General features: G+C 71.0%; 26 protein-coding genes and 1 pseudogene. 11 read left to right on the top strand and 16 right to left on the bottom strand.

The window, feature by feature from the left end:
* Nucleotides 1-36: 36 nt before the first annotated feature.
* The 4 genes from AC2D8W_RS13245 to parE form a co-directional block, all read right to left on the bottom strand.
* On the bottom strand, nt 37-1,089 hold the full coding sequence (locus AC2D8W_RS13245; RefSeq protein WP_484671927.1) for a GGDEF domain-containing protein: 1,053 nt from the start codon (nt 1,087-1,089) through the stop codon (nt 37-39).
* 49 nt (nt 1,090-1,138) lie between these two features.
* On the bottom strand, nt 1,139-2,674 hold the full coding sequence (locus AC2D8W_RS13240; protein ID WP_484671926.1) for a DEAD/DEAH box helicase: 1,536 nt from the start codon (nt 2,672-2,674) through the stop codon (nt 1,139-1,141).
* Nucleotides 2,675-2,844: 170 nt separating this feature from the next.
* Nucleotides 2,845-3,252 (bottom strand): hypothetical protein, encoded by a 408-nt coding sequence (locus AC2D8W_RS13235; protein ID WP_484671925.1) that lies wholly within the window; start codon nt 3,250-3,252, stop codon nt 2,845-2,847.
* Nucleotides 3,253-3,305: 53 nt separating this feature from the next.
* Nucleotides 3,306-5,360, bottom strand: a complete 2,055-nt coding sequence (parE, locus tag AC2D8W_RS13230) for a DNA topoisomerase IV subunit B (RefSeq protein WP_484671924.1) — start codon at nt 5,358-5,360, stop codon at nt 3,306-3,308.
* A gap of 695 nt (nt 5,361-6,055) precedes the next feature.
* Between parE and AC2D8W_RS13225 the strand changes: the two are divergent.
* Nucleotides 6,056-6,154: pseudogene (locus AC2D8W_RS13225) on the top strand (PEPxxWA-CTERM sorting domain-containing protein); the annotation flags it as partial.
* Between the two features lie 5 nt (nt 6,155-6,159).
* On the opposite strand, the gene AC2D8W_RS13220 reads toward AC2D8W_RS13225, so the two are convergent.
* Entirely contained in the window at nt 6,160-7,275 is a 1,116-nt protein-coding gene (locus tag AC2D8W_RS13220; RefSeq protein WP_484671923.1) for a helix-turn-helix transcriptional regulator, read from the bottom strand.
* A gap of 164 nt (nt 7,276-7,439) precedes the next feature.
* On the opposite strand from AC2D8W_RS13220, the gene AC2D8W_RS13215 reads away from it, so the two are divergent.
* Nucleotides 7,440-8,345, top strand: a complete 906-nt coding sequence (locus tag AC2D8W_RS13215) for an alpha/beta hydrolase (RefSeq protein ID WP_484671922.1) — start codon at nt 7,440-7,442, stop codon at nt 8,343-8,345.
* A 4-nt stretch (nt 8,346-8,349) separates the two neighbouring features.
* On the opposite strand, the gene AC2D8W_RS13210 is transcribed toward AC2D8W_RS13215, so the two are convergent.
* The 3 genes from AC2D8W_RS13210 to AC2D8W_RS13200 all read right to left on the bottom strand — a co-directional run bounded on the left by AC2D8W_RS13210 (nt 8,350) and on the right by AC2D8W_RS13200 (nt 12,216).
* On the bottom strand, nt 8,350-10,281 hold the full coding sequence (locus AC2D8W_RS13210; RefSeq protein WP_484671921.1) for a M61 family metallopeptidase: 1,932 nt from the start codon (nt 10,279-10,281) through the stop codon (nt 8,350-8,352).
* A 154-nt stretch (nt 10,282-10,435) separates the two neighbouring features.
* Complete coding sequence (gene glnA, locus AC2D8W_RS13205) at nt 10,436-11,845, bottom strand: type I glutamate--ammonia ligase (protein ID WP_484671920.1); 1,410 nt, start codon at nt 11,843-11,845, stop codon at nt 10,436-10,438.
* Nucleotides 11,846-11,877: 32 nt separating this feature from the next.
* A complete protein-coding gene (locus tag AC2D8W_RS13200) occupies nt 11,878-12,216 on the bottom strand; it encodes a P-II family nitrogen regulator (protein ID WP_293484555.1) in 339 nt (112 codons plus the stop codon).
* A 239-nt stretch (nt 12,217-12,455) separates the two neighbouring features.
* On the opposite strand from AC2D8W_RS13200, the gene AC2D8W_RS13195 reads away from it, so the two are divergent.
* From AC2D8W_RS13195 to AC2D8W_RS13185, 3 genes are read left to right on the top strand one after another with little or no spacing between them, the layout of a single operon-like run.
* Nucleotides 12,456-13,994, top strand: a complete 1,539-nt coding sequence (locus AC2D8W_RS13195; RefSeq protein WP_484671919.1) for an acetyl-CoA acetyltransferase — start codon at nt 12,456-12,458, stop codon at nt 13,992-13,994.
* Nucleotides 13,995-13,996: 2 nt separating this feature from the next.
* A complete protein-coding gene (locus AC2D8W_RS13190; RefSeq protein WP_293484608.1) occupies nt 13,997-14,566 on the top strand; it encodes a histidine phosphatase family protein in 570 nt (189 codons plus the stop codon).
* Nucleotides 14,567-14,625: 59 nt separating this feature from the next.
* Nucleotides 14,626-16,071 (top strand): NAD(P)H-hydrate dehydratase, encoded by a 1,446-nt coding sequence (locus AC2D8W_RS13185; protein WP_484671918.1) that lies wholly within the window; start codon nt 14,626-14,628, stop codon nt 16,069-16,071.
* A 261-nt stretch (nt 16,072-16,332) separates the two neighbouring features.
* On the opposite strand, the gene AC2D8W_RS13180 is transcribed toward AC2D8W_RS13185, so the two are convergent.
* Nucleotides 16,333-17,163: an HAD family hydrolase gene (locus tag AC2D8W_RS13180; protein WP_293484561.1), complete on the bottom strand. Its 831-nt coding sequence runs from the start codon at nt 17,161-17,163 to the stop codon at nt 16,333-16,335.
* Between the two features lie 212 nt (nt 17,164-17,375).
* Entirely contained in the window at nt 17,376-18,410 is a 1,035-nt protein-coding gene (locus AC2D8W_RS13175; RefSeq protein ID WP_484671917.1) for a lysylphosphatidylglycerol synthase domain-containing protein, read from the bottom strand.
* A gap of 111 nt (nt 18,411-18,521) precedes the next feature.
* Between AC2D8W_RS13175 and AC2D8W_RS13170 the strand changes: the two genes are divergently transcribed.
* From AC2D8W_RS13170 to AC2D8W_RS13160, 3 genes are all read left to right on the top strand, one after another.
* Nucleotides 18,522-19,103, top strand: coding sequence for a BON domain-containing protein (locus AC2D8W_RS13170; RefSeq protein WP_484671916.1), 582 nt, complete (start codon nt 18,522-18,524; stop codon nt 19,101-19,103).
* A gap of 86 nt (nt 19,104-19,189) precedes the next feature.
* On the top strand, nt 19,190-19,507 hold the full coding sequence (locus AC2D8W_RS13165) for a polyhydroxyalkanoic acid system family protein (RefSeq protein ID WP_484671915.1): 318 nt from the start codon (nt 19,190-19,192) through the stop codon (nt 19,505-19,507).
* A gap of 84 nt (nt 19,508-19,591) precedes the next feature.
* Nucleotides 19,592-19,870, top strand: a complete 279-nt coding sequence (locus AC2D8W_RS13160; RefSeq protein ID WP_293484571.1) for a hypothetical protein — start codon at nt 19,592-19,594, stop codon at nt 19,868-19,870.
* On the opposite strand, the gene AC2D8W_RS13155 is transcribed toward AC2D8W_RS13160, so the two are convergent.
* Nucleotides 19,863-21,740: an ABC-F family ATP-binding cassette domain-containing protein gene (locus tag AC2D8W_RS13155; RefSeq protein ID WP_484671914.1), complete on the bottom strand. Its 1,878-nt coding sequence runs from the start codon at nt 21,738-21,740 to the stop codon at nt 19,863-19,865. The two genes, AC2D8W_RS13160 and AC2D8W_RS13155, sit on opposite strands and share 8 nt — an antisense overlap.
* A gap of 183 nt (nt 21,741-21,923) precedes the next feature.
* On the opposite strand from AC2D8W_RS13155, the gene ndk reads away from it, so the two are divergent.
* Nucleotides 21,924-22,343: a nucleoside-diphosphate kinase gene (gene ndk, locus AC2D8W_RS13150; protein WP_293484575.1), complete on the top strand. Its 420-nt coding sequence runs from the start codon at nt 21,924-21,926 to the stop codon at nt 22,341-22,343.
* Nucleotides 22,344-22,419: 76 nt separating this feature from the next.
* Nucleotides 22,420-22,779 (top strand): DUF6481 family protein, encoded by a 360-nt coding sequence (locus tag AC2D8W_RS13145; protein ID WP_293484576.1) that lies wholly within the window; start codon nt 22,420-22,422, stop codon nt 22,777-22,779.
* On the opposite strand, the gene AC2D8W_RS13140 is transcribed toward AC2D8W_RS13145, so the two are convergent.
* The 4 genes from AC2D8W_RS13140 to nthA are packed head-to-tail and all read right to left on the bottom strand — an operon-like array spanning nt 22,776 to nt 24,627.
* Nucleotides 22,776-22,988, bottom strand: coding sequence for a hypothetical protein (locus tag AC2D8W_RS13140; protein WP_293484578.1), 213 nt, complete (start codon nt 22,986-22,988; stop codon nt 22,776-22,778). The two genes, AC2D8W_RS13145 and AC2D8W_RS13140, sit on opposite strands and share 4 nt — an antisense overlap.
* A 52-nt stretch (nt 22,989-23,040) precedes the next feature.
* Nucleotides 23,041-23,376: a nitrile hydratase accessory protein gene (locus AC2D8W_RS13135; RefSeq protein WP_484671913.1), complete on the bottom strand. Its 336-nt coding sequence runs from the start codon at nt 23,374-23,376 to the stop codon at nt 23,041-23,043.
* Nucleotides 23,363-24,013 carry a nitrile hydratase subunit beta gene (gene nthB, locus AC2D8W_RS13130; RefSeq protein ID WP_484671912.1) on the bottom strand — a complete coding sequence of 217 codons (651 nt, stop codon included), beginning with the start codon at nt 24,011-24,013 and terminating at the stop codon, nt 23,363-23,365. Before nthB ends, AC2D8W_RS13135 begins: the two co-directional genes overlap by 14 nt.
* A complete protein-coding gene (gene nthA, locus AC2D8W_RS13125) occupies nt 24,010-24,627 on the bottom strand; it encodes a nitrile hydratase subunit alpha (protein WP_484671911.1) in 618 nt (205 codons plus the stop codon). The genes nthB and nthA overlap by 4 nt, the downstream gene beginning before the upstream one ends.
* 95 nt (nt 24,628-24,722) lie before the next feature.
* Here nthA and AC2D8W_RS13120 point away from each other — a divergent pair, with 95 nt between their 5' ends.
* The gene (locus AC2D8W_RS13120; protein ID WP_484671910.1) at nt 24,723-25,361 is read left to right on the top strand and encodes a DsbA family protein; all 639 of its coding nucleotides are present in this window, start codon (nt 24,723-24,725) and stop codon (nt 25,359-25,361) included.
* A gap of 9 nt (nt 25,362-25,370) precedes the next feature.
* On the opposite strand, the gene AC2D8W_RS13115 is transcribed toward AC2D8W_RS13120, so the two are convergent.
* Nucleotides 25,371-26,627, bottom strand: a complete 1,257-nt coding sequence (locus tag AC2D8W_RS13115) for a glutamate carboxypeptidase (protein ID WP_484671909.1) — start codon at nt 26,625-26,627, stop codon at nt 25,371-25,373.
* Nucleotides 26,628-26,868: the final 241 nt, after the last annotated feature.

The following is a 26,868-nucleotide window of genomic DNA, read 5'->3' as shown; positions in this document are numbered from 1 at the left end:
CGCGTCAGCCAAGGCCGAAACGCCGGGCGGCGCGGGTCAGGCGGCTTTCGGGGCCTCTTCCGCGCCCGCCACGGTGGTGCGGTTGCGCCCGCCGCGCTTGGAGGCATAGAGCGCCGTGTCGGCGCGTTCCAGCAGGGCGCTGGGCGACTCGGCCGCGCGCCGTTCGGCGATGCCGGACGAGATGGTGATCGCGCCCAGGTCCTCGTTGGTGGAGCGGCGCTTGAGGATTCGCGAGCTGATCTCCTCGCGGGCCCCCTCGAGGGCCTGCAGGGCCACCTCGCTGGCCTCGCCGCGGAAGATCACGGCGAATTCCTCCCCGCCGTAGCGGGCGGCGAAGCGGTGTCCCGTCTCCGCGATGCGCCCCACCACGCTGGCCACGTACCGGATGACCTGGTCGCCGGTCTGGTGTCCCCAGGTGTCGTTGAAGATCTTGAAGTGGTCGATGTCCACGACAGCCAGGGTCACCTTGCTGTTGGGATCGGCGCAGGCCTGTTCGAGCGCCTCGTCGAAGGCCTTGCGGTTGGCCAGGTTGCTGAGGGCGTCGGTCATCGCATCGCGGCGCACCTGTTCCAGGTGCTCGCGCAGGCGGCCGAGTTCGTCGTTGGTCTCCGCCAGCTGGCTTTCCAGGGCGGCGTTCTCCTCGCGGACCTTGCGGGTCGCGGCGCTCAGGTTCTCGACCATCGCCCGCACCGCCTCGGCGTCTTCGCCCTGCAGGGACTCGGACGCGGTGGCCAGTTGCTGGCCGTACGATTCGGTCGTCTCCCGCGCCGATTCGATGGCGCGCGAGACGCTGTCCAGTTCTTCGGTCAGGCTCTTGCCGGCGTCGAGGATCTCGCCCGAGAGCTTGGCGTGCGGCAGGTGCTGCTCGGCGATCGCCTCGCCCACCTGGTCCGTGAACGGGGCGCCGGACTGCAGCACGGTGTCGATCGCGGCGGTGACGCGACTGTCCTTGGCTGCGACGTAGTGCACCCACAGTTCGAAGTTCACGGCCGTCGGCCACACCTTGTGGGCTTCCATGGCCTCGATCGCCTGCCGGGCCCAGTCATAGGCCTTGGGGCTGCGGATATAGATGTCGATGTCCGACGGCATGGGTCGATAGCGTACGCGCCGACCGCAAATGGTCCGTTAAAGCCGCCGATTAATCGTCGCGGGCCCGCGGGGTCGGGCGCATCAGGAACGCCGGGGTATCGCCGCCGAAGCCGCGGACGCCGTCGCGATCCTCATCGGGCTCGCGTCGCGGACGCTCCGCGGCGCGCGCCGGCTCGGTCCGATCGGGGCGGGCAGGGCGGTCCGTGCGCGCGGGCCGCTCGGCGGGGGCCTCCCGGCGCGGGCGCCGGCTGCGTTCGGGCGACGGCGCGGCCGCCTCGGCGGGTTCGGGCGCGGGCGCGGCGCTCGCGGCCGGCTCCTCGCGCGGCGGGCGCGGTTCGCGGGGCGCGCGGTCGCGCTCACGACCGCCGCGGTCACGATCGCGGCCCCGGCCGCCCCCGCGCTCGCGCGCGCCGCGGCCGCCACTGCGGGGCTCGTCCTTGATGCTCGCCCAGTCGATCCCCTCGAGGGTGATCTCCTCGGGCGCCTTGCCGGTGAGCTTCAGCACCTTGTCCAGGTTCTTGGAGTCGACCGGCGTCACGATCATGAAGGCCTGGCCCGACCGGCCGGCCCGGCCCGTGCGGCCGATCCGGTGCACATAGTCGTCCGCGTGGTGCGGGACGTCGTAGTTGAAGACGTGGCTCACGTCCGGGATGTCGAGGCCGCGGGCCGCCACGTCGGACGCGCACAAGAGCTTCAGCTCGCCCTTCCGGAAAGCCTCCAGCGTGCGCATGCGGGTGGACTGGTCGAGGTCGCCGTGGATCGGCGCGGCGTCCAGGCCGTGCTTCTTGAGCGACTTGGCGACGATGTCGACCTCGCTCTTGCGGTTGCAGAAGACGATGCCGTTCTTCACGTCGTCGCGGCCGATCAGGGCCCGCAGCGCCGTGCGCTTGGCCTTCGGGTCCGCCGTGGGCAGCCGCACGATGTTCTGGGTGATGGTCTCGGCGGTGGTGGCGGGGCGCGCCGCCTCGATCCGGGTCGGGTCGTTGAGGAACTGCTTGGTGAGCCGCGTGATCTCGGGCGGCATGGTCGCCGAGAAGAACAGCGTCTGCTTCTTGGGCGGCGTCAGCTTGAAGATGCGCTCGATGTCCGGGATGAAGCCCATGTCGAGCATGCGGTCGGCCTCGTCGACCACCATGATCTGCACGCCCGTGAGCAGCAGCTTGCCGCGCTCGAAGTGGTCCAGCAGGCGGCCGGGCGTGGCGATGAGCACGTCGACGCCCCGGTCCAGCTTCAGCTCCTGGTCGGTGAACGAGACGCCGCCGATGAGCAGCGCCCAGGTCAGCTTCTGGCCCTTGGAGTACTTCTCGAAGCTCGCGGCCACCTGGTCGGCCAGCTCGCGCGTCGGCGCGATGACCAGCGCGCGGGGCATGCGCGCCCGCGCCCGGCCCGCGGCCAGCTTGTCGATGAGCGGCAGGGTGAAGGCGGCGGTCTTGCCGGTGCCGGTCTGGGCAATCCCCAGGACGTCGCGCCCCGCCAGCGCCACGGGGATCGCCGAGGCCTGGATCGGCGTGGCGGTGGTGTAGCCGGTCTCGGCCACAGCGGCGAGGGTCGCGGGCGAGAGCCCCAGATCGGAAAATTCGGTCATTCGCTAACGATGAGTGCGGAGCGCTCCCGGGGTGGGGTAGGGCCACGCGGCGGCGCGGACGGAGATCGCCGCGCGCGCGGAACATACGTCGGACGGTCCCGCTGTCAACGCACGCTGCTCGACGGAGTTCATCGGCCGGCGCCTGAGCCGCCCATTTCGGCGCGCCTCGCCTATTGTCGCGCCAGGGCCGGGGACGCCGGGCCGTCGGCGTCCGGGGGTCCGGAGCCGGCCGCCTTGGGCCCGCCCCGCTTCAGCGCGTCGGCGAAGGCGTGGGCCGCTTCGCCCAGGGCGTAGGCGAGCGCCGAGCCCGCGGAGGCGGCGGCGTCGGCCGCGTCATGGGCCTCGTTGGCGGCCGTCGTCTTGGCGGCCCGGGCCCGCGCGCGGACCTCGGGATTGTCGGCGGCCTTCATGCCGGCGGCCACCGCGCCTGCGCCGAGGATCGCCTGTGCGATCACCGCCTGTCCTGTCCTGGAGGCCAGCAGTTCGCCGAAGCGGCCCTTGCGCACCGCCTTGGGCACCTTCACGCCCGCGATCCGCTTCGGGATCAGTCCCTTCGAACGCTTCTTCGGCTTGGCCATCGCGAACTCCTGGTCCGGAGCCCAAACGCGTCCTTGCGGGGGGACGTTCCGGACTAGATGTCGAGGTCCGCCGCGGCGAACTCGGCGTTCTCCTGGATGAAGCGGAACCGCAGCTCGGGCTTGCGGCCCATCAGCGCCTCGACCAGATCCTCCACCTGCTCCTCGGAGCGGGGCAGGGTGACCCGCGCGAGCGTGCGGGTCTTGGGATCCATGGTGGTTTCCTTGAGCTGCGCCGGCATCATCTCGCCCAGCCCCTTGAACCGGCTGATCTCGGGCTTCTTGCCCTTGAACTCGGTGGCCAGGAGCTCGTCGCGGTGTTCGTTGTCCCGGGCGTAGACCGCCTTGCCGCCGTGGCTCAGCCGGTAGAGCGGCGGCAGGGCGAGGTAGAGCCGGCCCGAGCGGATCAGGTCGGGCATGGTCCGGTAGAAGAAGGTGATCAGCAGGCTCGCGATGTGGGCGCCGTCGACGTCGGCGTCGGTCATGATGACGATGCGGTCGTAGCGCAGGTCCTCTTCCCTGAACTTCGAGCCCGTCTGCGCGCCCAGGGCCAGCAGCAGGTCCGACAGTTCCTTGTTGCCGCCGAACTTGTCGACCGACGCCGAGGCGACGTTCAGGATCTTGCCCCGCAGCGGCAGGATCGCCTGGGTCTTGCGGTCGCGCGCCTGCTTGGCCGAGCCGCCGGCCGAGTCGCCCTCGACCAGGAACAGCTCCGTCCCCTCCGTCGAGGAGCCGGCGCAGTCGGCCAGCTTGCCGGGCAGCCGCAGCTTGCGGGTGGCCGAGGCGCGGGCGACCTCCTTCTCCTTGCGGCGCTTGAGGCGCTCTTCGGCGCGCTCGACCACGAAGGTGAGCAGGGCGCTGGCCGCCTTGGGTTGCGCCGTCAGCCAGTGGTCGAAGGGATCGGCGACCGCCTTCTCGACCAGACGCTGGGCCTCGGAAGACGACAGCTTCTCCTTGGTCTGGCCCTGGAACTCGGGGTCGCGGATGAACACGCTGACCAGCGCGCCGGCCTGGGCCACCACGTCGTCGGCGGTGATGAGGCCGCCGCGCTTCTCGCCCACCATCTCGGCGTACTGCTTGAGGCCCCGGGTGAGCGCGGCGCGCAGTCCGCTCTCGTGCGTGCCGCCCTCCGGCGTGGGCACGGTGTTGCAGTAGGACTGCATGAAGCCGTCGGCCTCGCCGAACCCCGCCGGCGTCCAGGCCACCGCCCATTCCACCTTGCCGGTTTCGCCGGGCCGCTCGTAGCGGCCGGTGAAGGGCTCGGGCGTCACCGTTTCCAGCGACTTCACGCGCTCGGCCAGGAAGTCGGCGAGGCCGTTGGGGAAGCGGAACACCGCCTCGGGCGGCGTCTGGTCCTGGATGCGGCCGGGATCGCAGCGCCAGCGGATCTCGACGCCCCCGAAGAGGTAGGCCTTGGATCGCGCCATCCGGTAGAGCCGCGCCGGCTTGAAGGCGACGCTCTCGCCGAAGATGACGGGATCGGGCGTGAAGGCAATCTGGGTGCCCTTCTTGCGCGTCGGCCCGATCTTCTCGATGCCGCCCACCGGCTTGCCGCGGGTGAAGGCCTGGCGCCACTCGAAGCCGTCCTTCCAGACGGTCACCTCGACCCGCTCGGAGAGCGCGTTGACGACGGACACGCCCACGCCGTGCAGTCCGCCGGACGTCTCATACGCCTTGCCCGAGAACTTCCCGCCCGAGTGCAGGACGGTCATGATCACTTCCAGCGCCGACTTGCCCGGGTGCTTCGGGTGCGGGTCGACGGGAATGCCGCGCCCGTCGTCGGTGACGGTGAGCTGGCCGTCGGCGTCCAGGCTGACCGTGATCACCTTGGCGTGGCCGGCCACGGCCTCGTCCATGGCGTTGTCCAGCACCTCGGCGAACAGGTGGTGCAGCGCCCGCTCGTCGGTGCCCCCGATGTACATGCCCGGCCGCTTGCGCACGGGCTCCAGCCCCTCGAGGACCTCGATGTCCTTGGCCGAGTAGCCGCCGCCCTTGGTCACGGCCGCGTCCGCGCGCGGCTCATGGCTTTCGGCCAGGGGCGCGGCCGGCACGGGGTTCAGGGCGTCGTCGCCGAAGAGGTCGGGAAGGGGCTGGGCGGAGGACTTGGGCATCGTGGGGAAAGTGCGTCGATTCTGGGCGAGGGGCCCTATGGGCGCGCGGCGGCGCGCGGGTCAATGGAAAGCCGGGCTCCCGGAAAAGGCGAGCGCCGGTCGCCTTTCGAGCATAGCGCGTTCGGCGGATGCGGCGATCCGGTCGGTCGGGCGAGGCTGGCGGCGACCATGAAGAACCACCGGAGCTTACCTTGTCCTACCTTCGGCAGATCATAGCAGGCCTGACCACCGCGTGCGCCGTCGCCGTCGCCGCAGCCGCGACCGCCGCGACCCCCGTCGTCGACGCGGTGCGGATCGAGATCAGCAGCGCAGTCCCGGATTTCCTGCAGATCTTCGACGTCCAGGCGTTGGAGCTCGGCTCGCTGGACAACGTCGCGTCGGCCGCCGAGGGAGCCTCGGCCAGCGCGGTGAGCAGCGGCTTTGGGACTTCGGCGGGCGACGCGATCGACGCGTCCGTCTTCTCGCCCTACTACTCGGGCAGCGGGGATGGGCTCGAGAAGCTGACGATTCAGCTGGGCCGGATCGCGACGCTCTCCAGCCTCAGCATCAGAGGCCGCACCGACTGCTGCCGTGCACGCGATTTCTGGAACGTGAGCATCTTCGGCGCGGGCGACACCCTGCTGTTCTCCGGCCAGCTCGATGCGCGCCAGGCGCCGGGCTCCGTCGCCAGCGTGGACTTCCCGGCGCCCCCGGGCGGCGTCCCGGAACCGGCGACCTGGGCGATGATGATCCTGGGCTTCGGCGCGGCCGGCGCCGCCATCCGGACGCGTCGGCGGCAGCCCGCCGCCGCCTGACGGGGCTACCCCGCCAGCCGCATCATCAGTTTGACGAGGTCCGTCTGGCGGGCGACGCCCGACTTCTCGAACACCCGGGCGATCTGGAAGCGGACCGTATGCAGGCTCAGGCCGAAGCGGTCCGCCGCCTCGGGCAGGCTCAAGCCCTCGAACACGGCGTCCGCGAGCCGGGCCTCGGCCGCGGTCAGTCCGAACAGGAGGCGCAGCTCGTCAGCGGGCGAGCGAAGCTGGCGATCGAGGTCCGCGACCGAGACCAGCAGACCGCCCGGCGCACCGAATATCGGCATGTCGCGGCCCGGGATCGGCGAGGTGCGCAGCGCCAGCGGCAACCGCCGGGTCGGCGACGGGATCCCCATCGCGCCGCCCGCCCTGTCGCCGCCTGCCGCCAGGCCGCTCGCGATGAGCTTCTGCAGGGTCGCATTGGCTTGTGGGTTGGACGCGAAGAGCCGTCCGGCCGCGAGCCCGAGCCCGCGGTCCTGGCCCAGCAGCGACGCGGCGCGGCGGTTCGCGTGGACCACCCGGCCTGAGGCGTCGAGGATCAGGATCGCGTGGAGCGAGCCTTCGACCGCCTGGGTCAGGTCGTGCGCCAGCCCCAGGCGGCCGGCGAGGTTGCGCCCCATCTTGTAGGCCCGGACGAGATGCGGCCGCAGCCGGAGGGCGGCTTCCATGTCGGACGTCTCGAAGCGCCCCCGACGCTCCGGCCGGCCCACCGTGATCGTGCACACCTCGCGCTCTGCCAGCTCCAGGCGGATCCAGAGCGCCGAGTCGATGTCCTGCGGCTTGAGAAAGTCGTTGTAGAACTCGCTCCGCTCGAACGCCGCGCGCGGCAGGGCCGCCTCTTCCGTCGCGACCCCGGCTGTCCGGCCCTGGCGGTAGGCCGCGGGGTCCTCCACCACGGTCAGCACGTTGCGACGTTCGAAATGCTCGGCGTAGGTGCGAAGCGTTTCCGGGTCCGAGCGCGCCAGCAGCGCCTCGCCCGACCCATCGACGACGCTCAACCTGGCCAGTGTGGCGCCTCCGCCGCCCACCTGATCGGCGACCCGCTCCATGACCCGCGTCCAGAGGCTCGGGTCGAGAGCCGCGCCGTAGATCAGGTCCAGAATTTCCTCGTCTCCGGACATCCGGGCTCCATAGCACGATCGCACTACGCTGAAGCCGGTTCGCCCGCGCCGCCATCCCCCGATCGGGCTATGTGCGCGGCCACAGACCGCTGTGCGGCCGCCGTGATTCTAGGGCACGCTCAGATTCTAGGCACGCTGACGGGGGCGAGCCTTCGGAGGGTGCGTTGGCGAGCTGGCGGGATCCTGAGATCGCGGGCGTGCGGGCCCTGCTGGCGGCGCGGGCGCCGGACCCGTCCTCGCCGCCCAGCTACGCCGAGCGGCGCGCGGCCATGGACGCGGTGGGCGAGGCCGGCGCGCTTCCGAGAGGGTGCTTCCACGAGCCGCTGGCGCTCGGCGGGGTGAAGGGCGAGCGGGTCGTGCCGCAAGGGGCGGTGGAGGGGCGGCGCCTCCTCTACCTGCACGGCGGCGGCTACACGATCGGCAGCCCGCGCAGCCACCGGCCGATGGTGGCCCGCCTCGCCGAGGCGGCGAGGGCGGTCGCGATCGTGCCGGACTATCGGCTGGGCCCCGAGACCCGGTTTCCCGGCGCCGTCGAGGACGCGACGGCGGTCTACCGGGCCCTGCTCGACGCGGGGACCGAGCCGGCCGGCCTCGCGGTCGCGGGCGACTCCGCCGGTGGCGGCCTCGCCATGGCGCTCGCGCTGTCCCTCAAGGTCGCGGGGCTGCCGCAGCCGGCGGGCTATCTCGCCATCAGCCCGTGGGCCGACCTGACGCAGTCCGGGGCCAGCTACCGGACCAAGGCCGACGTGGACCCGGTCATCACCAAGGCGGGCCTGGACCAGATGGCCCTGGCCTATCTCGGCGGGCTCGATCCGCACGATCCGCTGGCGTCGCCGATCTTCGGCGACTTCGAGGGCGTGGCGCCGGTGATGATCCAGACCGGCTCGGAGGAAGCGCTGCTCTCCGACAGCGTGACCCTCGCCGACGTCCTGGCCCAGGCGCGCGTTGAGGTCCGGCTCGAGGTCTGGCCCGAGATGATCCACGTGTTCCAGGCCTACGGCGCCGTGCTGAACGCCGCGCGCCGCGCGATCCGTACCGCGGGGGCCTGGCTGGACGAACGGCTGTCCTGAGCCGCTACCGCGGCCGGTAGATCTCGCTGAGCAGGTCCGGCTTCCCGGGGAGACGTTCCAGACGGGGATAGCGCAGGCCCCCCCGGTAGGTGATCTGGATCGTCTGGAAATGGTCTCCGTTCCGGACCAGCAGGCTGATGGGCCGGCCGTCCTTGGCGGCGGTGATCGCCACCTTCAGGCGATCGGCGTCATAGGCGATGCCGTCCACGGCCAGGATCCGCGTCGAAACCGTCAGGCCCGCGTCGAACGCCGGGCTGTCCCACAGCACGCTGGTCACCTCGCCCTCGCGGCCCAGGACCACGCCCAGCGAATAGGTCAGGTTGGTGTTCTTGGCGGCCGTCTCGGCGGCTTTGAAGTAGCTGGTGGGCGTCTCGTCGTAGACCAGCTTCCAGCCGCCGCGGGTGATGCCGTCCAGCGGCGGCTTCACCGCCACGTCCCTGATCCGCACCTTCAGGAACGTCGCCCAGTCGTAGGGCTCGACGGCGTTCAGCGCCGCGACGACGTCCTCGAAGGTGTAGGGCCGCACCGTCCAGTCGCCGTCCTTGCCGCCGAAGAAGGCGCGGGCGAAGTCGTCCAGCGAGCGCTTCCCGCCGGACCGCTCCCGGATCAGGGTATCGGCGTCGAGCCAGATCAGCTGGCCCTCGGAATAGTAGTCCTCGCTGCGCTGCCAGCTCACCCACGGCTGCGGCCGCCGGGCCGACATCACCGGATCCTGTCCGGTGTCCTCCATGTGCCGCCAGCGCCGGCCGATGCGGGTCTCGTAGGTGGCGGCGGTGGCGGCCAGGGCCTCCAGGCTCTCCTCCTTCGAGAACATGCCCGAGCGGCCGCCCAGGACATAGCCCCAGTACTGGTCCTGGCCCTCGTAGACCCACAGGAGCTGGCCGCGCATCGGCACGTTGTAGTTCGGCGTCCAGAGCTCGGCCGGGCGGCGGTACTTGCCGTCCCAGGCGTGGGTGTATTCGTGCGCCAGCAGGTTGCGGTCGGTCACCGCCTTGTCGAAGTCGGTGAAGTAGCCGGGCTCGACCTGGTTCTCGCTGGAGCGGTGGTGCTCCAGGCCGATGCCGCCCAGCCGGTCGGAAATGGCCAGCAGGAACTCGTAGCGGTCGAAGGGGCGCGAGCCGAACAGCTTGTCCGCCTGGCGCACGAGGTTCCTGTGCGTCTCGACCACCTTGTCGGCGACCACGAGTTCGCCGGCCGTGTCGCCCACCACGTTCAGGCGGACGGGAATCCTGGCGCCCGGGTCGAGGTCGATCTGGCGGAAGTGGCGGCCGGCGAAGATCGGGGAATCCACCAGGGTCTCGAAGTCGACCGGCTTGAAGCGGACCACGTCGCCCTCGCGCGCGGCGGTGTCCAGGGCCACGCCATAGCCCCAGCCGCCCGGCAGCCGGATGCGCGGCTCCACCATGACCCGCCGGCTGAAGTGGCCTGCGGGATAGAGCGCCACGGCCTCCCATTGCAGGTTCAGCATCTCGGGCGTCACCATCACCCGGCCCTGGTTGGGCGCGGTGGGAGTCAGGAACTGGAACTCCGCGGTGATCTCCCGCACGCCTGCGGGCACGTCCAGGTGGAAGGCGTAGACGTCCACCGTGTCGCGCACCCAGGGGATCGTCTTGCCGTCGCTCTTGATCACCAGGCCGGCGAGCTTGTCGATGGCGCCCCGCGGCGCGTGCTTGCCGGGAAGCCACTGCGGGTAGAGCAGGGTGAGGGGACCGCTCTGGGCGACGGGGATGGTCTCCTTCACGCGCCAGATGCGTCGGGCCGTGTCGGTGAGGTCCACCTCCAGCCGGATCACGCCCGGATAGGCCACGTCGCGCGGGGCGGGGACCGCGGGGGGCAGGGCGACGGGCTGGGGACCGGCGGACGGCTGGGCGAAGACCGGGGAGGCGGCCGCCAGCAGGAGGGCGGCGGCGAGGAGCGCGGATTTCAAGGCGGGCACTCTGCGAAGGGTTTCCGTCCTTCTAGAGCGGGTCGGCGTCGCCTCTCAACTGCCGGCGGTCGCGCCGCGCCGTCCGTCCGCCGCCGGGGGCGCCCACGAAAAAGGGCCGCGGATCGCTCCGCGGCCCCTTCCGATCCACCTGAACGTCAGGCGGCTAGCACTTGTAGTACATGTCGAATTCGACCGGGTGCGGGTGCAGCTGCAGGCGCATCACCTCTTCCATCTTCAGCTCGATGTAGCTGTCGATGAAGTCGTCATCCATGACGCCGCCCTTCTTGAGGAAGGCGCGGTCGCGGTCGAGGTTGTCGAGGGCTTCGCGCAGGCTGCCGCAGACTTCCGGAACCTTCTTCTGCTCGCGCGGCGGCAGGTCGTAGAGGTTCTTGTCCATGGCCGGACCCGGATCGATCTTGTTCTCGATCCCGTCGAGGCCGGCCATCAGCAGGGCCACGAAGGTCAGGTAGGGGTTGCCCATCGGGTCGGGGAAGCGGGCCTCGATGCGCTTGGCCTTCGGCGAGTCCACGTGCGGGATGCGGATCGAGGCCGAGCGGTTGCGGGCCGAGTAGGCCAGCTTCACCGGGGCCTCGTAGCCCGGCACCAGGCGCTTGTACGAGTTCGTCGTGGAGTTCGAGAACGCGTTGATCGCCTTGGCGTGCTTGATGATGCCGCCGATGTACCAGAGGCACATGTCCGAGAGGCCGGCGTACTTGTCGCCCGCGAACATCGGCTTGCCGGCCTTCCAGATGGACTGGTGCACGTGCATGCCCGAGCCGTTGTCGCCGAACATCGGCTTGGCCATGAAGGTGGCCGTCTTGCCGTAGGCGTGGGCCACGTTGTGGATCACGTACTTATAGAGCTGCAGGCGGTCGGCCATGGTGATCAGCTCGTCGAACTTCAGGCCGAGCTCGTGCTGGGCGGGCGCCACCTCGTGGTGGTGCTTCTCGGGCTTCATGCCCAGCTCGCCCATGACCGCCAGCATCTCGCCGCGCAGGTCCTGACCCGAGTCCACCGGGTTCACGGGGAAGTAGCCGCCCTTCGGGCCGGGCCGGTGGCCCATGTTGCCTTCCGGATAGGCCTTGCCCGAGCTGACCGGCAGTTCGGTGGAGTCGTAGGAGTAGCGGGTGTCGTGCGGGGCGGTGTTCCACTGCACGTCGTCGAAGATGAAGAACTCGGCTTCCGGACCGAAGTAGACGGTGTCGCCGATGCCCAGCGCCTTCACGTGGTTCAGCGCGGCCTTGGCGATCGAGCGCGGGTCGCGGTTGTAGGGCGTGTTGGTGTCGGGGTTCACGACGTCGCAGAACAGCGCCAGCGTGGTCTGCTGGTAGAACGGGTCGATGATCGCCGAGTCCAGGTCGGGACGCAGCTTCATGTCGGACTCGTTGATCGCCTTCCAGCCGGCGATCGAGGAGCCGTCGAACATGGTGCCGTCGGTGAGGAATTCCTCGTCCACCAGGTCGATGTCGAAGGTCACGTGCTGCATCTTGCCGCGCACGTCGGTGAAGCGGACGTCGACGTATTTGACGTCCTTTTCCTTGATGAGGTTCTGGATGTCCTTGGCGGAAGCCATTGTTGATTATCCCCTTTCGATAGACCCGATGTTCAGATGGCGATCGCGCCGGACTCGCCCGTGCGGATCCGCACGACGTCCAGCACCTCGGTGACGAAGATCTTGCCGTCCCCGATCCGCCCGGTGCGCGCGGCGCCGGCGATGGCCTCCAGCGCGCGGTCCAACTGATCGTCCGCGACCACGACCTCGACCTTGATCTTGGGCAAGAAGTCCACGACGTACTCGGCGCCGCGGTAGAGCTCGGTCTGGCCCTTCTGGCGCCCGTAGCCCTTGGCTTCGATGACGGTCATCCCCTGGACGCCCAGTTCCTGGAGAGCCTCCTTCACCTCGTCGAGCTTGAAGGGCTTGATGATGGCTTCGATCTTTTTCATGCGCTCGACATTGGCTTGCGGTCGCCGGGGCCCCCGCCGGTTGCGGGCGACCCAGCACGCGCCGGGCCGCCCTCACAAGCGGCGAGCGGTTGCTTGCCGTTGGGGCGAGTTGCGAAACTGAGCGGGCGCCTAGGAAATAGGCGCCGAAAGTTCAAAAAACGATCAGGCCGGGAATCGCCTTGTGACGGCGTCTTCCACCCCTAGGATCGCCGCGAAACGTCTCGGGAGTGAGAGCTGACATGGACGAACGGACCCCGGTGCTCATCGGAGCGGGCCAATTCACCTACCGGGGCGATCCGGCCGCTTCGCCGTCGCCGACCACTTTGCTGAAGATTGCGGCGGAACGCGCCGCGGCGGACGCCGGCATCGGCGCGGCGGGCCTGGCGGCGATCGACACCCTGGCGGTGGCGGGCTTCACCATCGACGCGCCCGGCTCGAAGCGGGGGATGATTCCGCACTCCACCAACCCGCCGGCGCTGCTCTCCGGCATGATCGGCGCGAACCCGCGCTGGAGCGCCTACTCCGAGATGGGCGGCAACACGCCCCAGTACCTGATCAACACGCTGGCCGAGCGGATCGCGCGCGGCGAGGCGGACCTGGCCCTCACCGTGGGATGCGAGTTCCTGGGCTCGGCCATGAAGCGCGCCGGCAAGGGGCTCCCGTTCGACGACTGGAAGGCCGTCGAGGACGAGACGCTCGATCCGCCCCAGCGGGTCGGCGATCCCCGGCCGGGCAACACCCCCTATGAGGGCCGCCACGGCCTGAACCGCCCGATCAACATCTATCCGATGTTCGAGAACGCGCTGCGGGCCCGCGACAAGCGCTCGATCCCCGACCACCAGAAGCGGCTGGGCAAGCTGTTCTCCGCGTTCAGCCAGGTGGCGGCGAAGAACCCGGACGCCTGGTTCCCCACCGCCCGCACGCCCGAGGAGCTGGTCGAGGTCTCCGAGAAGAACCGGATGATCGGCTTCCCGTACCCGAAGCTGCTCAACGCCATCATGGAGGTGGACCAGTCGGCGGCCGTCCTCGTCTGCAGCGTCAGGAAGGCGCGCGAGCTGGGCGTCCCGGAATCGAAGTGGGTCTATCTGCACGGCTGCGCCGACGCGGCCGACCTGTGGAACCTCACCGACCGCCAGAACTTCCACTCCAGCCCGGCGATGCGGCTCACCGGGAAGCGGGCGTTCGAGATGGCCGGCGTGGGTCTCGACCGGATCGACTTCATCGACCTCTACTCGTGCTTCCCGGTGGCAGTGGAGGTCGGGGCCGAGGAGCTGGGGCTGTCGCTGGACGATCCGCGCGGCCTGACGGTGACCGGCGGGCTCCCCTACATGGGCGGTCCCGGGAACAACTACGTCATGCACTCCGTGGCCGTGATGCACCGCAAGCTCACGGAGAAGCCGGGCGCCTACGGCCTGATCACCGGCAACGGCTGGTACCTCACCAAGCAGTCCACCGGCATCTACTCCACCACGCCGCCCGACAGGCCGTTCGAGCGCGAGGACCCGGCGGTCCTGCAGCGCGAGATCGATGCGCTGCCGCACCCCGAGATCGTCGAGACGCCGCAGGGCGGCGGCACGATCGAGACCTACACCGTTGTCCACAAGCGAGAGGGACCCTTCATGGCGATCGTCGTGGGCCGTGACGAGAACGGCCGCCGGTTCGTGGCCAACACGCCGGCCGATCCCGCGACCCTGGCCTCGATGGAGGCCTCGGAACAGGTGGGCCGCAAGGGAACCGTGTCGCAGGCGGGCGACCTCAACATCTTCACCCCGGCGTGACCATGGCGCGGCTCTACCTCATCCGGCACGGCCGACCGTCCTCCACCTGGGGCGGCCACGACGACGACCCGGGCCTCGACGAGACCGGGCAGGGGCAGGCGCGGGCGGCGCGGGACTGGCTGCTGTCGCGTCCACAGGACGAGCGGCCGCGGCTGGTCGTCAGCTCGCCCCTGCGGCGCTGCCGCGAGACCGCCGAGCCCACGGCGCAGGCCCTGGGCGTCACGATCGAGGTCGACCCGGTGGTGGGCGAGATCCCGACGCCGTCGGGCCTGAGCGCGGCCGAGCGCCCGGCGTGGCTGCGCAGGGCCTTCGAGGGGGTCTGGTCCGACATCCGCGGTGACCTCGACTACGACGCCTGGCGCGGGGAGATCGTCGAGTCGCTCAGCCGCCGGGGCCACACGGCCGTCTTCTCGCACTACGTCGCGATCAACGCCGCCGTCTCGCGCCTGCTGGGCGTCGACCAGGTCCTGGCGTTCCGGCCCGACCACTGCTCCATCACCGTCCTGGAAACCGACGGCGGAACGGTGCGGCTGGTCGAGAAGGGCGCCGAGGCCGCGACGCAGGTGCTCTGACCGGGGCTTGAACCCGGGCGCGCGGGGTGAAACACCGTTGGCCGCCAACGGAGTCCCGCGTGACCGCCCAGCCGATCCTCACCGTCGCCGAGATGACCGCGGCCGACCGCGCCGCGATCGCGGGGGGCACGCCGGGCGTCGAGCTGATGGAGCGGGCGGGCGCGGCCGTGGTCGAGGCGATCGCCGCGCGCTTCAGCCCCCAGCCGACGCAGGTGCTCTGCGGGCCGGGCAACAACGGCGGCGACGGCTATGTGATCGCCCGTCTGCTGAAGGCGCGGGGCTGGCCGGTCGAGGTCCGCCGGCTGGGCGAGCCGGCCACCGCCGACGCGCAGGCCATGGCCGCGCGCTGGGACGGCGAGACGCGCGCGCTGGAGGGCAGGGCCGGCGAGGGCCTCGTCGTCGATGCGCTCTTCGGGGCCGGCCTCTCGCGGCCCCTGGACGGCGTGGCCGCGCAGGCCGCCGCGGCCCTGGCCGGGCGGCCGGAGGCGGTCGTCGCGGTGGACGTTCCCAGCGGCGTGCCGGGCGACACGGGCCAGCCCAAGGGGCCCGCCGTCTGCGCCGGGCTGACCGTGACCTTCCACGCCCGCAAGCCGGGGCTGGTGCTGGAGCCCGGCCGCAGCCTCTGCGGCGAGGTCGTGGTGGCCGACATCGGGCTGGGCGCGACGCCGTCGAAGCTCGTGGAGAACGGCCCCGAGCTCTGGCTCGCCCGCTTCCCCTGGCCGACCGCGACGGCCCACAAGCATGCCCGCGGCCGCCTGATCGTGATCTCCGGCGAGGCCTGGAGCACCGGAGCCGCGCGGCTCGCGGCCCGGGCGGGCCTGCGCATCGGGGCGGGCCTCGTCACCCTCTACGCCACCGAGGAGGCGCTCGCCCCGAACGCCGCGCACCTGGAAGCCGTGATGCTGCGCCCCTTCGCGACCGACCTGGAGCTGGAGCAGGCGGCCGACACCGCCGACGCGGCCATCATCGGCCCGGCAGCGGGCGTGAGCGAGACGACCCTGCTGAACGTCCTGGCGCTCGCCCGCACGGGCGCGGCGCTGGTGATCGACGCCGACGCGATCACGGTGTTCCGGGACGATCCCGAGGAGCTGTTCTCCGTGCTCGATCGCGACGACGTCCTCACGCCCCATGCGGGCGAGTTCGAGCGGCTGTTCCCGGGCCTGTTGAAGGCGTCGCCCGAGCGGATCACCGCCGCCCGCAAGGCCGCCGAACGGGCCGGGGCGGTCGTGCTGCTGAAAGGCCCGGACACCGTCGTCGCCGCGCCGGACGGCCGCGCGGCCGTCAACGTCAACGGCTCGCCCTGGCTCGCCACCGCCGGCTCGGGCGACGTGCTGGCGGGGTTCATCGGCGGCCTTGTCAGCCAGGGCATGGACAGCTTCGAAGCCGCCTGCGCCGCCGCCTGGATCCACGCCGAAGCCGCCGACCTGCACGGTCCCGGCCTGATCTCCGAGGACCTGCCGGGCCTCGCGCCCGCGGTGCTGCGGCGACTGTACGACGACCGCTGAGGCGAGCCTTACCTCCCCCGTCGCGGCCGCGACGGCGGGAGGGGGACCGCCCGCCGAGGCCGGCGCGAGCCGGCCGGAGAGCGGGGGGTGGAGGGGGCGAGCCTCGTCCGCCGAGCCAAACAAGGCCGATCGTTCCGCAATGCCGGCCGCTCGCCCCTCCACCCCTCGCTCTTCGGCTGCGCCTCGGCGAGCGGTCCCCCTCCCGCCGCTTCGCGGGGGAGGTAAGGCGAAAGGGCCGACTCCCCCGCCCCGGGCGGTCAGCTACCCGAACATGTCGCTGGTCACGCCGCGGGCCATCTCGCGCAGGATGTCCTCGGCCAGCGTGTCCAGCCTTGAGCCTTCGCGGTAGTCGCCGCCGGCCGCCAGCCGGGATCGGCCGTCGGCCAGCAGCTTGGCGGCCGCGGCCTCGGTGATCGGCGTCTGCGGATCGTAGACCGCCACGGGGTGGCCGCCGTGGTCGGTCATCACCCGCATCACCGGGATGTCGGTCAGCCCGTCGCCGAAGAAGGCGATGCGGCTGAAGGGGACCGGGCGCTCGCGGTCGACGAGGTAGGCGTTGATCCCCTCGTTGTCCCACTCGTCCAGGGTCCATTTGTTGATCCGGAACAGGTACTGGGTCTTGGCCGTGTAGTTGATCGCCAGAGCGATCCCCATGGCGTCGTCGTCCTCGTCGAACATGAAGCCCGAGGCGTAGATGCGCTCGAACCAGCCGGCGATCGGCGACCCCTCGATCAGCTCGCGGTTACCGGACGAGATGATGAAGTGGCGCAGGTCCAGCCCCAGCGCCTCGGCCCGCGCGTTCTGCCGGGCGAACCAGTCCTCGACGCCCGGGAACAGCGGCAGGCTCGCCCCGCGGCGACGCCAGCTCTCCAGGCTGAGCTCCAGGCCCTTCTCGCGGGCCTTGGCGAGCATCAGGTGCATGTAGGCGAGGATGCCGTCGCCCCGCTGGGCGCGCGCCAGGCGCCCCGCCTCGGCCCAGAAGTCGGCGTGGTCCATCCCCAGTTCGTCCGGGATGAACGCGTGTTCCTGCATGTTGCCGGGCGCGAGGGTTCCGTCGAAATCGTAGGCGAAAACGGCGAGGGGGCGGCTCATGGCCGTTCCAGTAGCGGTTTTGGAGCTTCCGGATAAGGGTCGCCCCGGTCCCCGCGACGGGAGGCGGGGGACCGGGGCGTACGGCGGCGGTTGTCGGGGAACAGGGCCGCTGCCGCGTTTTTGTCCGTGTGTGTGGGAGATGCGCGGACGTCGGAGTTACGAGGCCAGGGCGCGCCCGGATGCACGGGATGCATCCACTGGTAGAATTTTTTTCAGCGCCGGGCGGCGCGGGCGCGTTCCCGCACGGTGTCGGCGGCCAGCGCGAGGCCCGCGATCATCAGCGGCAGCAGGAAGAAGAAGAGGCGGTAGCCCAGGAAGCCCGCGGCCAGCGCGGCGGGGTTCAGCCCCTTCGTGAGGGTCGAAAGCGTGCTCTCGAACACCCCCACGCCGCCCGGCACGTGCGAGATGAGGCCGACGATCACGGACGGCGCATAGGAGCCCACGAAGGCGAAGTAGCCGATCGCACCCGCAGGTAGCAGAACCCACAGGATGGCGGCGGCCATGGCGTTGTCGATCGTCCCGATCGCGAGCTGCGCCAGGGCCACCTTGAGCGAGGGCAGCTTCACGCTGTGACCGAACGCGCGCAGCGGCTTTCTGAGCACGGCGCACAGCACCACGTAGCCGCCCACGCCGGCCAAAAGCAGCCCGCCGAGCACGTCGGCGACCGGGTTGGCGATGCGGCTGACCGCGGCGATCTCGTGACTGCCCGCCAGCAGCAGGCTGAAGCCCGCCAGGGTCGCGATGCCGGCGGTGAAGGTGAAGCTGTTGAACACGGTGGCCGCCGCCACCTGGCGCAGGGTGATCCCGTGCTTGGCGTAGAAGCGGGCCCGCACCGCCCCCGCGACGAGCAGGTTCGCGCCCAGGCTGTGCGACAGGGCGCAGGCGATGAAGCCCCCCGCCATGGCCGAGCCGGCGCCGATGCGGGCGCCGGCCCATCGCAGGCCCATCAGCTCGACGACCCCCATCAGGGCGAAGCTTCCGGCCGACAGGCCGATGGCCATCAGCGTCGAGTCCCAGCCCCAGGCGCGGATCGCCGCGGCCAGCTCCTGGGGGCTGAGGTCGTGGAATTCCCGCCACAGGATGAAGGCCGCCGCCGCCAGCAGGATCACGGCCACGAAATGCCAGATCGCGCCGCCCAGGAACCGCCCGAACCGCGAGCCCTGCGTCTCGGGCAGGACGGCGGCCAGTTCCTCTTCCACATCCTCGGGGAGGGAGCCGGGCCGCGCGTCGGGGTCTTGGGCTAGCAAGGCTCGGTCAGCTCCGCGGAATCGGGCTCAGGCCCATGGTCGGCTTCGGGAACCGAAGCGCAAGGCGCAGGTTTCTCCGTCAGCATCAAGACCGTTTCAAGGAGACGCTGGATGGCGCGGGAAGACTGGCGCGACCTGGAGAGCGAGCGTCTGCGGCGCCTGAGGGACCGCGACCGCGACGACTACGGCCAGGCGGACTACTCAGACCGGTACGCCTACGACCCGGAGCACCGGACCGGGTACCGGGTGGACCGGGACGAGCGTTGGGACCGACGCGACGAGCGGCGGCCTCTCGGCGAGGCGAGCCGCTACGATGAACACAGGCCCCTCGGCGAGGTACGCGCCTACGACGAACGCCGTCGCTACGACGAGGGCCGTTATCGCGACGATCCGCCCCGCCATGACGACCGCCGCCGCGCCGACGCCTGGGCCGACCGGCGGCACGGACGCCGCGACGGGCCCTCCGACCGGGTGCTCTGGGCGGTGATCACGGAGCGGCTCGAGGACGAGCGGCGGCTGGATCTCAGCGACGTCGAGGTCGACGTGCGTAACGGCGAGGTGATCCTGAACGGCACCGTCCGGCGCAAGGGCGACAAGCGCCGCATCGAGGATGTCGCCGACGTCGACGGGGTCGTGAACGTGCAGAACAACCTTCGCGTCCGCGAGCAGCACCGACGCTGGATGTTCCTCTAGGCCGCGGTCGGGGTTCCATCGCCCGTGACGCCGCAGCGGCGCGCACGACGGGAACCCCCTGCGGCGCCTGGATCGTTCTAGGGCCCATGAGCAAGCCGATCACCGTCACCATTCCGCACCAGCTAGGCCGCGCGGAAGCCCGCCGCCGCATCGCGGAGGGCCTCGGCGGACTCACCAGCCAGATCGGCGCGGTGGGCGAACTGAAGCAGAACTGGACGGGTGACCGGCTCGCCTTCTCATTGCAGGCGATCGGCCAGACCATCACCGGGTCCATCGACGTGTCCGACCAGGACGTCCGGCTGGACGTCGTCCTGCCGGGCATCTTCGGGATGATCGCCAACAAGGTGAAGGGCCGGCTCCAGAACGAGGGCCAGATCCTTCTCGGCGGTCCCAAGCGAGGCTAGCCGCGCGGGACGTCCGATGCGGCTACGGCCAAGGCAACCCCTTCGCCCGGCCGACGTTCCGCTACCGAATGCGAGGAGCGTCAAATGCAAACCGGTAAGCACGACAAGGATCGCGGCCTGACCCACGGCACGAGCGGGGCGACCGCCGACCTGGCCACGGACCCGACCTGCGACATCAGGGAACAGCGTAGCGTGGAAGGTCCTTCGAGCCGCAGCGCCGAGCCGCTGCCGGAAGGCCAGAAGCACGACCATCTCGCGGAGCGCGAGGCCTCGGCCGAGGACCGTCAGGAGGCGCTGCTGGACGAGGCGATCGAGGAGACCTTCCCCGGCTCGGATCCCATCAGCCCCAAGCACATCACCTGAGGATCGCCTCGTAGGCCTCCTGGGCCTCGATCCACTCCAGTTCCGCCCGCTCCAGGGCGGCCTGGGCGGCCTCCCGCCTGCGCCCCAGCTCAGCGGCCTTGGCCGGGTCGCCCGAGAAGGTCGCCGGGTCGGCTAGCGCCCGATCGATGATCGCCACCAGTTCGGTGGCCTTCTGCAGGGCGGCCTCGGCCGCTTCCGCTCGTCGCCGGGCGGGTCCAGTGGGAACGCGGGCCCTTGCCGGCGGCGGTGGAGGCGGCGGCGGCGGAGCGGTCTCGGCCTTCACCTGCGTCGGGCTGCGCGCGGCCATACGGGCGCGCTCCAGGACGAAGTTGGCGTAGTCCTCCAGGTCACCGTCGAACGGCTCGATCCCGCCATCGGCGGCCAGCCATAGCCGGTCGGCCACCAGTTCCATCAGCGACCTGTCGTGGGTGATCAGGATGACCGCGCCCTCGTACTCGTTCAGTGCGTCCAGCAGCGCGCGGCGCGAGTCGATGTCGAGGTGGTTGGTCGGCTCGTCGAGGATCAGGAGGTGCGGCGCCTCCATCGCCACCAGGTTCAGCAGCAGGCGCGCACGCTCGCCCCCCGACAGGTTGGCGACCGTCGTCTCCACCTTCTCGAAGCCGATCCCGAACTGGGCCAGCCGGTTGCGCCGCGACGCCTCCGTCGCCTCGGGCATCACGCGGCGGATGATCTCGAGCGGGGTGTCGTCGGGGTCCATCGCCTCGATCTGGTGCTGGTGGAACCAGCCGACCTTGAGGCGCGGGGAGCGGTGCAGGCGCCCGGTCTCGGCGTTCAGCGCGCCTGCGACCAGCTTGGCGAAGGTGGACTTGCCGGCGCCATTGACCCCCAGCAGCCCGATGCGGTCGTCCACGTCCAGGCGCAGGTTCAGCTTCTTCAGGATCGGCGGTCCGCCATAGCCCACGGCGGCGTCCTCCAGCCGCAGCAGCGGCGGCGCCAGCGGCCGCTCGGGCGAGGGCAGGACGAACGGCGTCACCCGCTCCTCCACCACCGCGGCGACCGGCGGCAGGCGCGCGATCATCTTCAGGCGCGACTGGGCCTGGCGGGCCTTGGACTCCTTGTAGCGGAACCGGTCCACGAACGACTGCAGGTGGGCCCGCTGCGCCTCGATTTTCACGCGCATCGCTTCCTGCAGGCGCAGCTTTTCGGTCAGCTGCCGCTCGAAGGCGTCGTAGCCGCCGACGTACAGGTTCAGCTTCCCGTCCTTCAGGTGCAGGATGTGGTCGCACGAGTTGTTCAGCAGTTCGCGGTCGTGGCTGATCACGATGGCGCTGTGGGGGTACTTCTTGAGGCGCGCCTCGAGCCAGAGCGCCCCCTCCAGGTCCAGGTAGTTGGTGGGTTCGTCCAGCAGCAGCAGGTCGGGCTCGGCGAACAGGCTCGCGGCCAGCGCGACGCGCATCCGCCAGCCGCCCGAGAACTCGGCCATCGGCCGCGCCAGGTCGGCCTGGCTGAATCCCAGGCCCGCGAGGATCTCGGCGGCGCGCGAAGGGGCGCGATCGGCGTCGATCTCGATCAGGCGCGCGTAGATGTCGCCCAGGTCCTCGGGGGGCGCGGTGTCCAGCCGGCCCAGCAGGGTGTGCCGCTCGACATCGGCCTCGAGCACGGTGTCGAGCAGGGAGACGGGGGTGGCGGGATGCTCCTGGTCGACCGATCCGATCCGGGCATGGCGCGGCAGGCCGATCTCGCCCGAGCCATGGACGAGCTGGCCCAGGATGACCTTGAACAGCGTGGTCTTGCCCACGCCGTTGCGCCCCACGAGGCCGACCTTGGCGTCCTTGGGCAGGGTGACCGTGGCGTGGTCGAAGAAGCGGCGTCCCCAGGCGTCGAGGACAAGGTCGTTGATCTGCAACATGGGGCTAGCTGGCGGGGGGCTCTAGCAGACGCGCGCGGGTGCGTCATGCCTGCGCGAATCTGGCCCGGCGCCCGGGCCGCATCCCGGGTTGCGCTGGCGGGCGGCATCACGATATAGACCGCGCCACTCGCGCGGGGGCACGCCCCGCGTCTTTCCCACATCTGCAGTAGCCCAGCGGAGCCCATGACCGAACGCACCTTCTCGATCATCAAGCCGGACGCCACGCGGCGGAACCTGACCGGCAAGATCAACGCGGTGATCGAAGACGCCGGCCTGCGGATCGTGGCTCAGCGCCGCATCCGGATGAGCAAGGCCCAGGCCGAGAAGTTCTACGAGGTGCACAAGGAGCGCCCCTTCTACGGCGAGCTCGTCGACTTCATGACCTCCGCGCCGGTCGTGGTGCAGGTGCTGGAAGGCCCGAACGCCGTGGCGAAGTACCGTGAGGTGATGGGCGCCACCAACCCGGCCCAGGCCGCCGACGGCACGATCCGCAAGCTCTACGCCGAGAGCGTGGGCGAGAACTCGGTGCACGGTTCGGACAGCCTGGAGAACGCCGGGATCGAGATCGCGCAGTTCTTCAAGGACGACGAGATCGTCGGCTGAGGTCGCGCAACCTCTCGGCTCCCGCGGGGGTTTCCCTCGCGGGGCCAACCAGTTTCATCAACTGCCATAAGTGAACATGAGAGAATCCAAGGTCATGCCTGGCTTCTCCGATCGTCTCGCCGCTCAGGCCGAGGCCCGGAAAGCCCTCCTCGAGAAGTTCAAGCCGAAGCCGACCGTCCGGGCCGAAGGCGCCTTCGAGACGCGCGAGCAGAAGAAGGCGCGCGAGCTGGCGGAAGTCCGCGAGCGTCGCGCCGCCGAGAAGGAAGCCGCGCGCATCGCCAAGGAGAAGGCCGAGGAAGAGGCCCGCCTGGCGCGCGAGAACGACGAGGAGCTGATGCTCCAGCTGAAGCGCGACGAGCGGAAGGCCCGCAAGGCCCAGGCCAAGGCTGAGGCCCGCGCGAAGCGCGAGATGAAGGCGCAGATGCGTCGGGGCTAGTCCTCGGAGCCGCCCGTGATGCGGCGGCTCACTTCGCCATAGTAGCCCTGGATCAGGAGCTCGACCGGTTCGCCGCGCTCCTCGGCCTCGAACGCCAGGTCCTTGGCCATCTGCACGGCGGCCGAGCGGGAGAGCTCGCCGGCCACGGCCTTGCCGTCGTGAAAGACCGTCCAGTCCCCGTCCTTCAGGGTCACCGCAAGTTGAACCATGCCGTCCTCCACGAGCTTGAGCGCGTGGTCATGGCGACGGTTCCCGGAAGCTTCACAATTCGACGGGTCGGCCGTGAGGCGTGCGCCGGTAGGCCTCGGCCCAGGCGGCCTGCCGGGCGGCACGCTCGTCAGCGCTTGTGAGACCCCCGGTGTCGACCAGCCGCTCCAGCGCGGCCACCCAATGCTCGTAGTAGCGGGAGCCGTCGTCGGCCGGGTCCTTGGCCAGCTCCTGCGACAGGGCTTCCGCCCAGTCGGGCCAGCTGAACGCGCCGGCCTCATGGAGCCTTAGGGCGAGCGCGAAGGCCTGCGCCTGCCAGGGCTCGGCGAAGACGGGCCCCTCGGCGTCGCGCGGGAGACGCGGCAGCGCCAGGACGTCAGGCGCGCTCAAGGTAGGGCTCCCACAGATCCAGGCTGATGCTGTCGACGGCGGACGCTTCGGGCCCCCACACGTCGCGCGCGGCGAAGCGCACCGTGTACAGTTGCGCAGGCTGCTCCCCCAGGTCGTGCGCGTTGGCGTCCGGCAGCACATGCGCGCCGTGGCGGCGCAGGATCGTTCCGACGCAGCCGCGGACGTAGCGCGGAAGGCGGCAGTGGCCCGGCGGGCTGATCCGGCGGGCGCGGACCCTGTCGCCGACGGCGTAGGCGGGCGCCCCGCCCTCGCGGACGTAGGAATAGGGACCGGTGAGCGCGGCCTCGACACTGTCCGCGGGGCGCACCGGCGTCCCCTTCGGCGCGGCCGGGTCGGCCCGGCCCGTCGCCAGCTCCTCGGCGGTCACGAACCCGCCTTCCACCAGCAGCAGCTCGAGGCGGGCGAGCCACTTCTCGTAGTAGCTCATCCGCAGGTACTCCGCCGGCGGCAGCCGCTCGAGCTGGTGCCGGCCCGCGTCGATGTTTCCCCGGGTCGGGGAGGCGAGGGTCATGGCGTGGACCCGGCCCTCCCACGCGTGGTGGAACACGGGCTCGCCCGGCTCTGGCGCGACGGGACCCATCCCGTGCATGCCCCCCATGTCGTGCACGCCGTTCACAGCCGCGCCGTCCCGATCATGCCGTCCCGCGTGACGAGGGCGGCCAGGGCCCCCTCGTCCAGGTGCTCGGTCCCCTGCGGGCGCTCGGGAATGACCAGGTAGCGGACCTCGGCCGTGGAATCCCAGACCCGCACCTCGACGTCTTCCGGGAGCTCGGTTCCGAACTCGCGCAGCACGCCGCGCGGATCGATCACGGCGCGCGAGCGGTAGGGCGGCGACTTGTACCAGACCGGCGGCAGGCCCAGGACGGGCCAGGGGTAGCAGGAGCACAGGGTGCAGACGACGAGGTTGTGAACGCCGGGGCCGTTCTCCACCGCGATCATGTGCTCGCCCTGGCGCCCGGTGAAGCCGAACTCGGCGATCGCGGCGGTCGCGTCCTCCTGCAGCCGGCGGCGGTAGTCCGGGTCCGTCCACGCCCGGGCGACCACGCGCGCGCCGTTCCTGGGGCCGACCTTGTGCTCATAGTGGTCGACGATGGCGTCGAGCGCCGCCGACTCGACAAGGCCCTTCTCCACGAGCAGCGATTCCAGGGCCTTCACGCGCAGGGCGATCTCGGAGGGCGGCTCCTGCTCATGATCGTGGTCGTGATGGTGGTCGTGGTGGTCGTGCGCCATGTGACGAGTGTGGACCCAATGGGCGGCGAAGGTGAAGAGCGCGCGTGACCCGTGGCCGGATCGCTGCGATCATCGCGCGGACAAGGAGGCGAGGGATGGACGGCCCGCATCTGATCTACTTCTCCGACCCGATGTGCTCGTGGTGCTACGGGTTCTCGCCGGTCATCGAGCAGGTCCGCGCCGCCTACGGCAACGCCCTGCCGATCCGGGTGATCATGGGGGGGCTGCGGCCCGGCACGGAAGAGCCGATGACCGACAAGGCCAAGGTCGACATCGCCGGGCACTGGCATCATGTGCACGAGGCGTCCGGTCTGCCCTTCGATCCCGCGGTGATCAACCAGCCCGGCTTCGTCTACGACACCGACCCCGCCGCGCGCGCCGTGGTGGTGGTGCGCCGCGAGGGGCAGGACGTGGCCCTGCGATACCTGGCGGCCGTGCAGCGCGGCTTCTACGCCGAGGGCCGGGACGTGACCCGCCCCGAGGTCCTGGCCGATCTCGCCGCCGACTTCGGGCTCGACCGCGAGCGTTTCCTGGCCGACTGGTCCACCGAGGACGCCAAGCAGGAGACCTGGCGCGACTACGCGACGTCGCACCGCGCCGGCGTCACGGGCTTTCCCACCCTGGTCGGCGGGCCGAACGCCCAGGGGGTCTACGGCGTCGTCACGCGCGGGTACGCGCCGCCCGAGCAGGTGCTGGCGGTGCTGCGCGAGTGGATCGCCGGGATCGCCGCCTGAACCCGACGCTCAGCGCGTCGGGGCGTGCCGCGCGGGCGGCGTCTTCGCCACGTCCATGATCAGCTTCGTCAGCAGGTAGAGCCGCGGCGTCACGCTCCTGAGGTCGATCCACTCCTTGTCGGAGTGGAACGCCCCGCCGACCGGGCCCAGTCCGTCCAGCGCCGGCACGCCCGCCTCGTGGGCCAGGGCCGACTCCGAGGCGCCGCCATTGCCGCCCCGGCCGAGCGAGAGTCCCAGGCCGGCGTAGATCGCCTCCGCGCGGTCGGCGAGGGCGTCGGTGGCGGGATTGTCGGGCAGGGGCGGGAAGGAGGGCTGCCGCGTCACCGTCACCCGGGTGTCGGGAATGACCGTCGTGCGCGCGTTGGCTTCCAGCACCGAGAAGACGCGCTCGGCCTCGGCCTTCTCCCGCACGCGCAGGCTCAGGGTCGCGCTGGCGTCCTCGGGGATGATGTTGTTGCGCGTGCCCGCGTCCAGGACCGTCAGGTTCAGCGTCGTGCCGTCGCCGGTCTTCGGGAACTGCGCCGTTCCCTTGAGCTGGTTGATCAGCTCCTCCGCCGCGTTGCGGCCCTCCTGCGGCGCGACCCCGGCGTGCGCGGCGCGGCCCTTGACCGCGATGTTCACGACCGTCGAGCCCTTGCGCCAGACCGTGATCACGTCGGGGGCGTCGCCCGGTTCGAGGTTCAGCTCCACGTCGGCGTCGGCCAGCAGGCGGTCGATCAGCTTGCGCGTGCCCGGGGACCCGCGCTCCTCCGAGCTCTCGATCAGGAAGACGATCTGCCGGAAGTCCCTGAACCCGAGGTCGCGCAGGATCCTGAGCGCGTAGACCCCGGCCACGACCCCGCCCTTCTCGTCGCCGACGCCGGGCCCGGTGGCCCGGTCGCCGGCCGCCGAGTAGGGCCACTTCGCCGCCGTCCCGGGCTCGAACACGGTGTCGAGGTGCCCGATCAGCAGGATGCGGGCCTTGCCCGTGCCCTTCAGCGTGGCGACGATGTTCTCGGGCAGTCCCGGCGCCTCGGCCGGCACCTTCTCGACCGTCATGCCCAGCGCCTCGAGGCGCGGGATCAGGACGGCGGCGACCTTGCGGCCGCCTTCGACGTCGCCCGTCCCGGAGTCGATGTTCACCACCGTCTCGAGCAGCTTCAGCTGCTCGGCGCGCGCCGCCTCGGCCGCGGCCCAGACCCGCTCGTCGCGGGGGACCGGCTTGACCGCCGCGGCGACCGGCCCCGCCGCGAGGCTGAGGGCGGCGGCGATGAAGGCCAACTTCATTCGGGACTCCTGAGCCGCGGCGGGATGCGCCGTCGATGGGGATCGCCGCCCGCGTGGCGGACGCGGGACTTTGATCAGACCGTCTTCGACCTGTCACCCGGGCTCGCTAAGCCAGCCCGATCCTTGCGCAGAGCGGGCTCTGCGCGGGCAGCGCGGCTGCAACGGTGCGCCGCCTGTGGGCGAACGGCTGCCGGCGCTTGCGCTCGAACCTGGGGCAGGCTTGGTTGCTTGACCGGCCCCT

The sequence above is a fragment of the Phenylobacterium sp. T106 genome (assembly GCF_057219735.1).
Note: the sequence above shows the minus strand (reverse complement) of the source record. Positions and strands in the feature narration are given on the sequence as shown.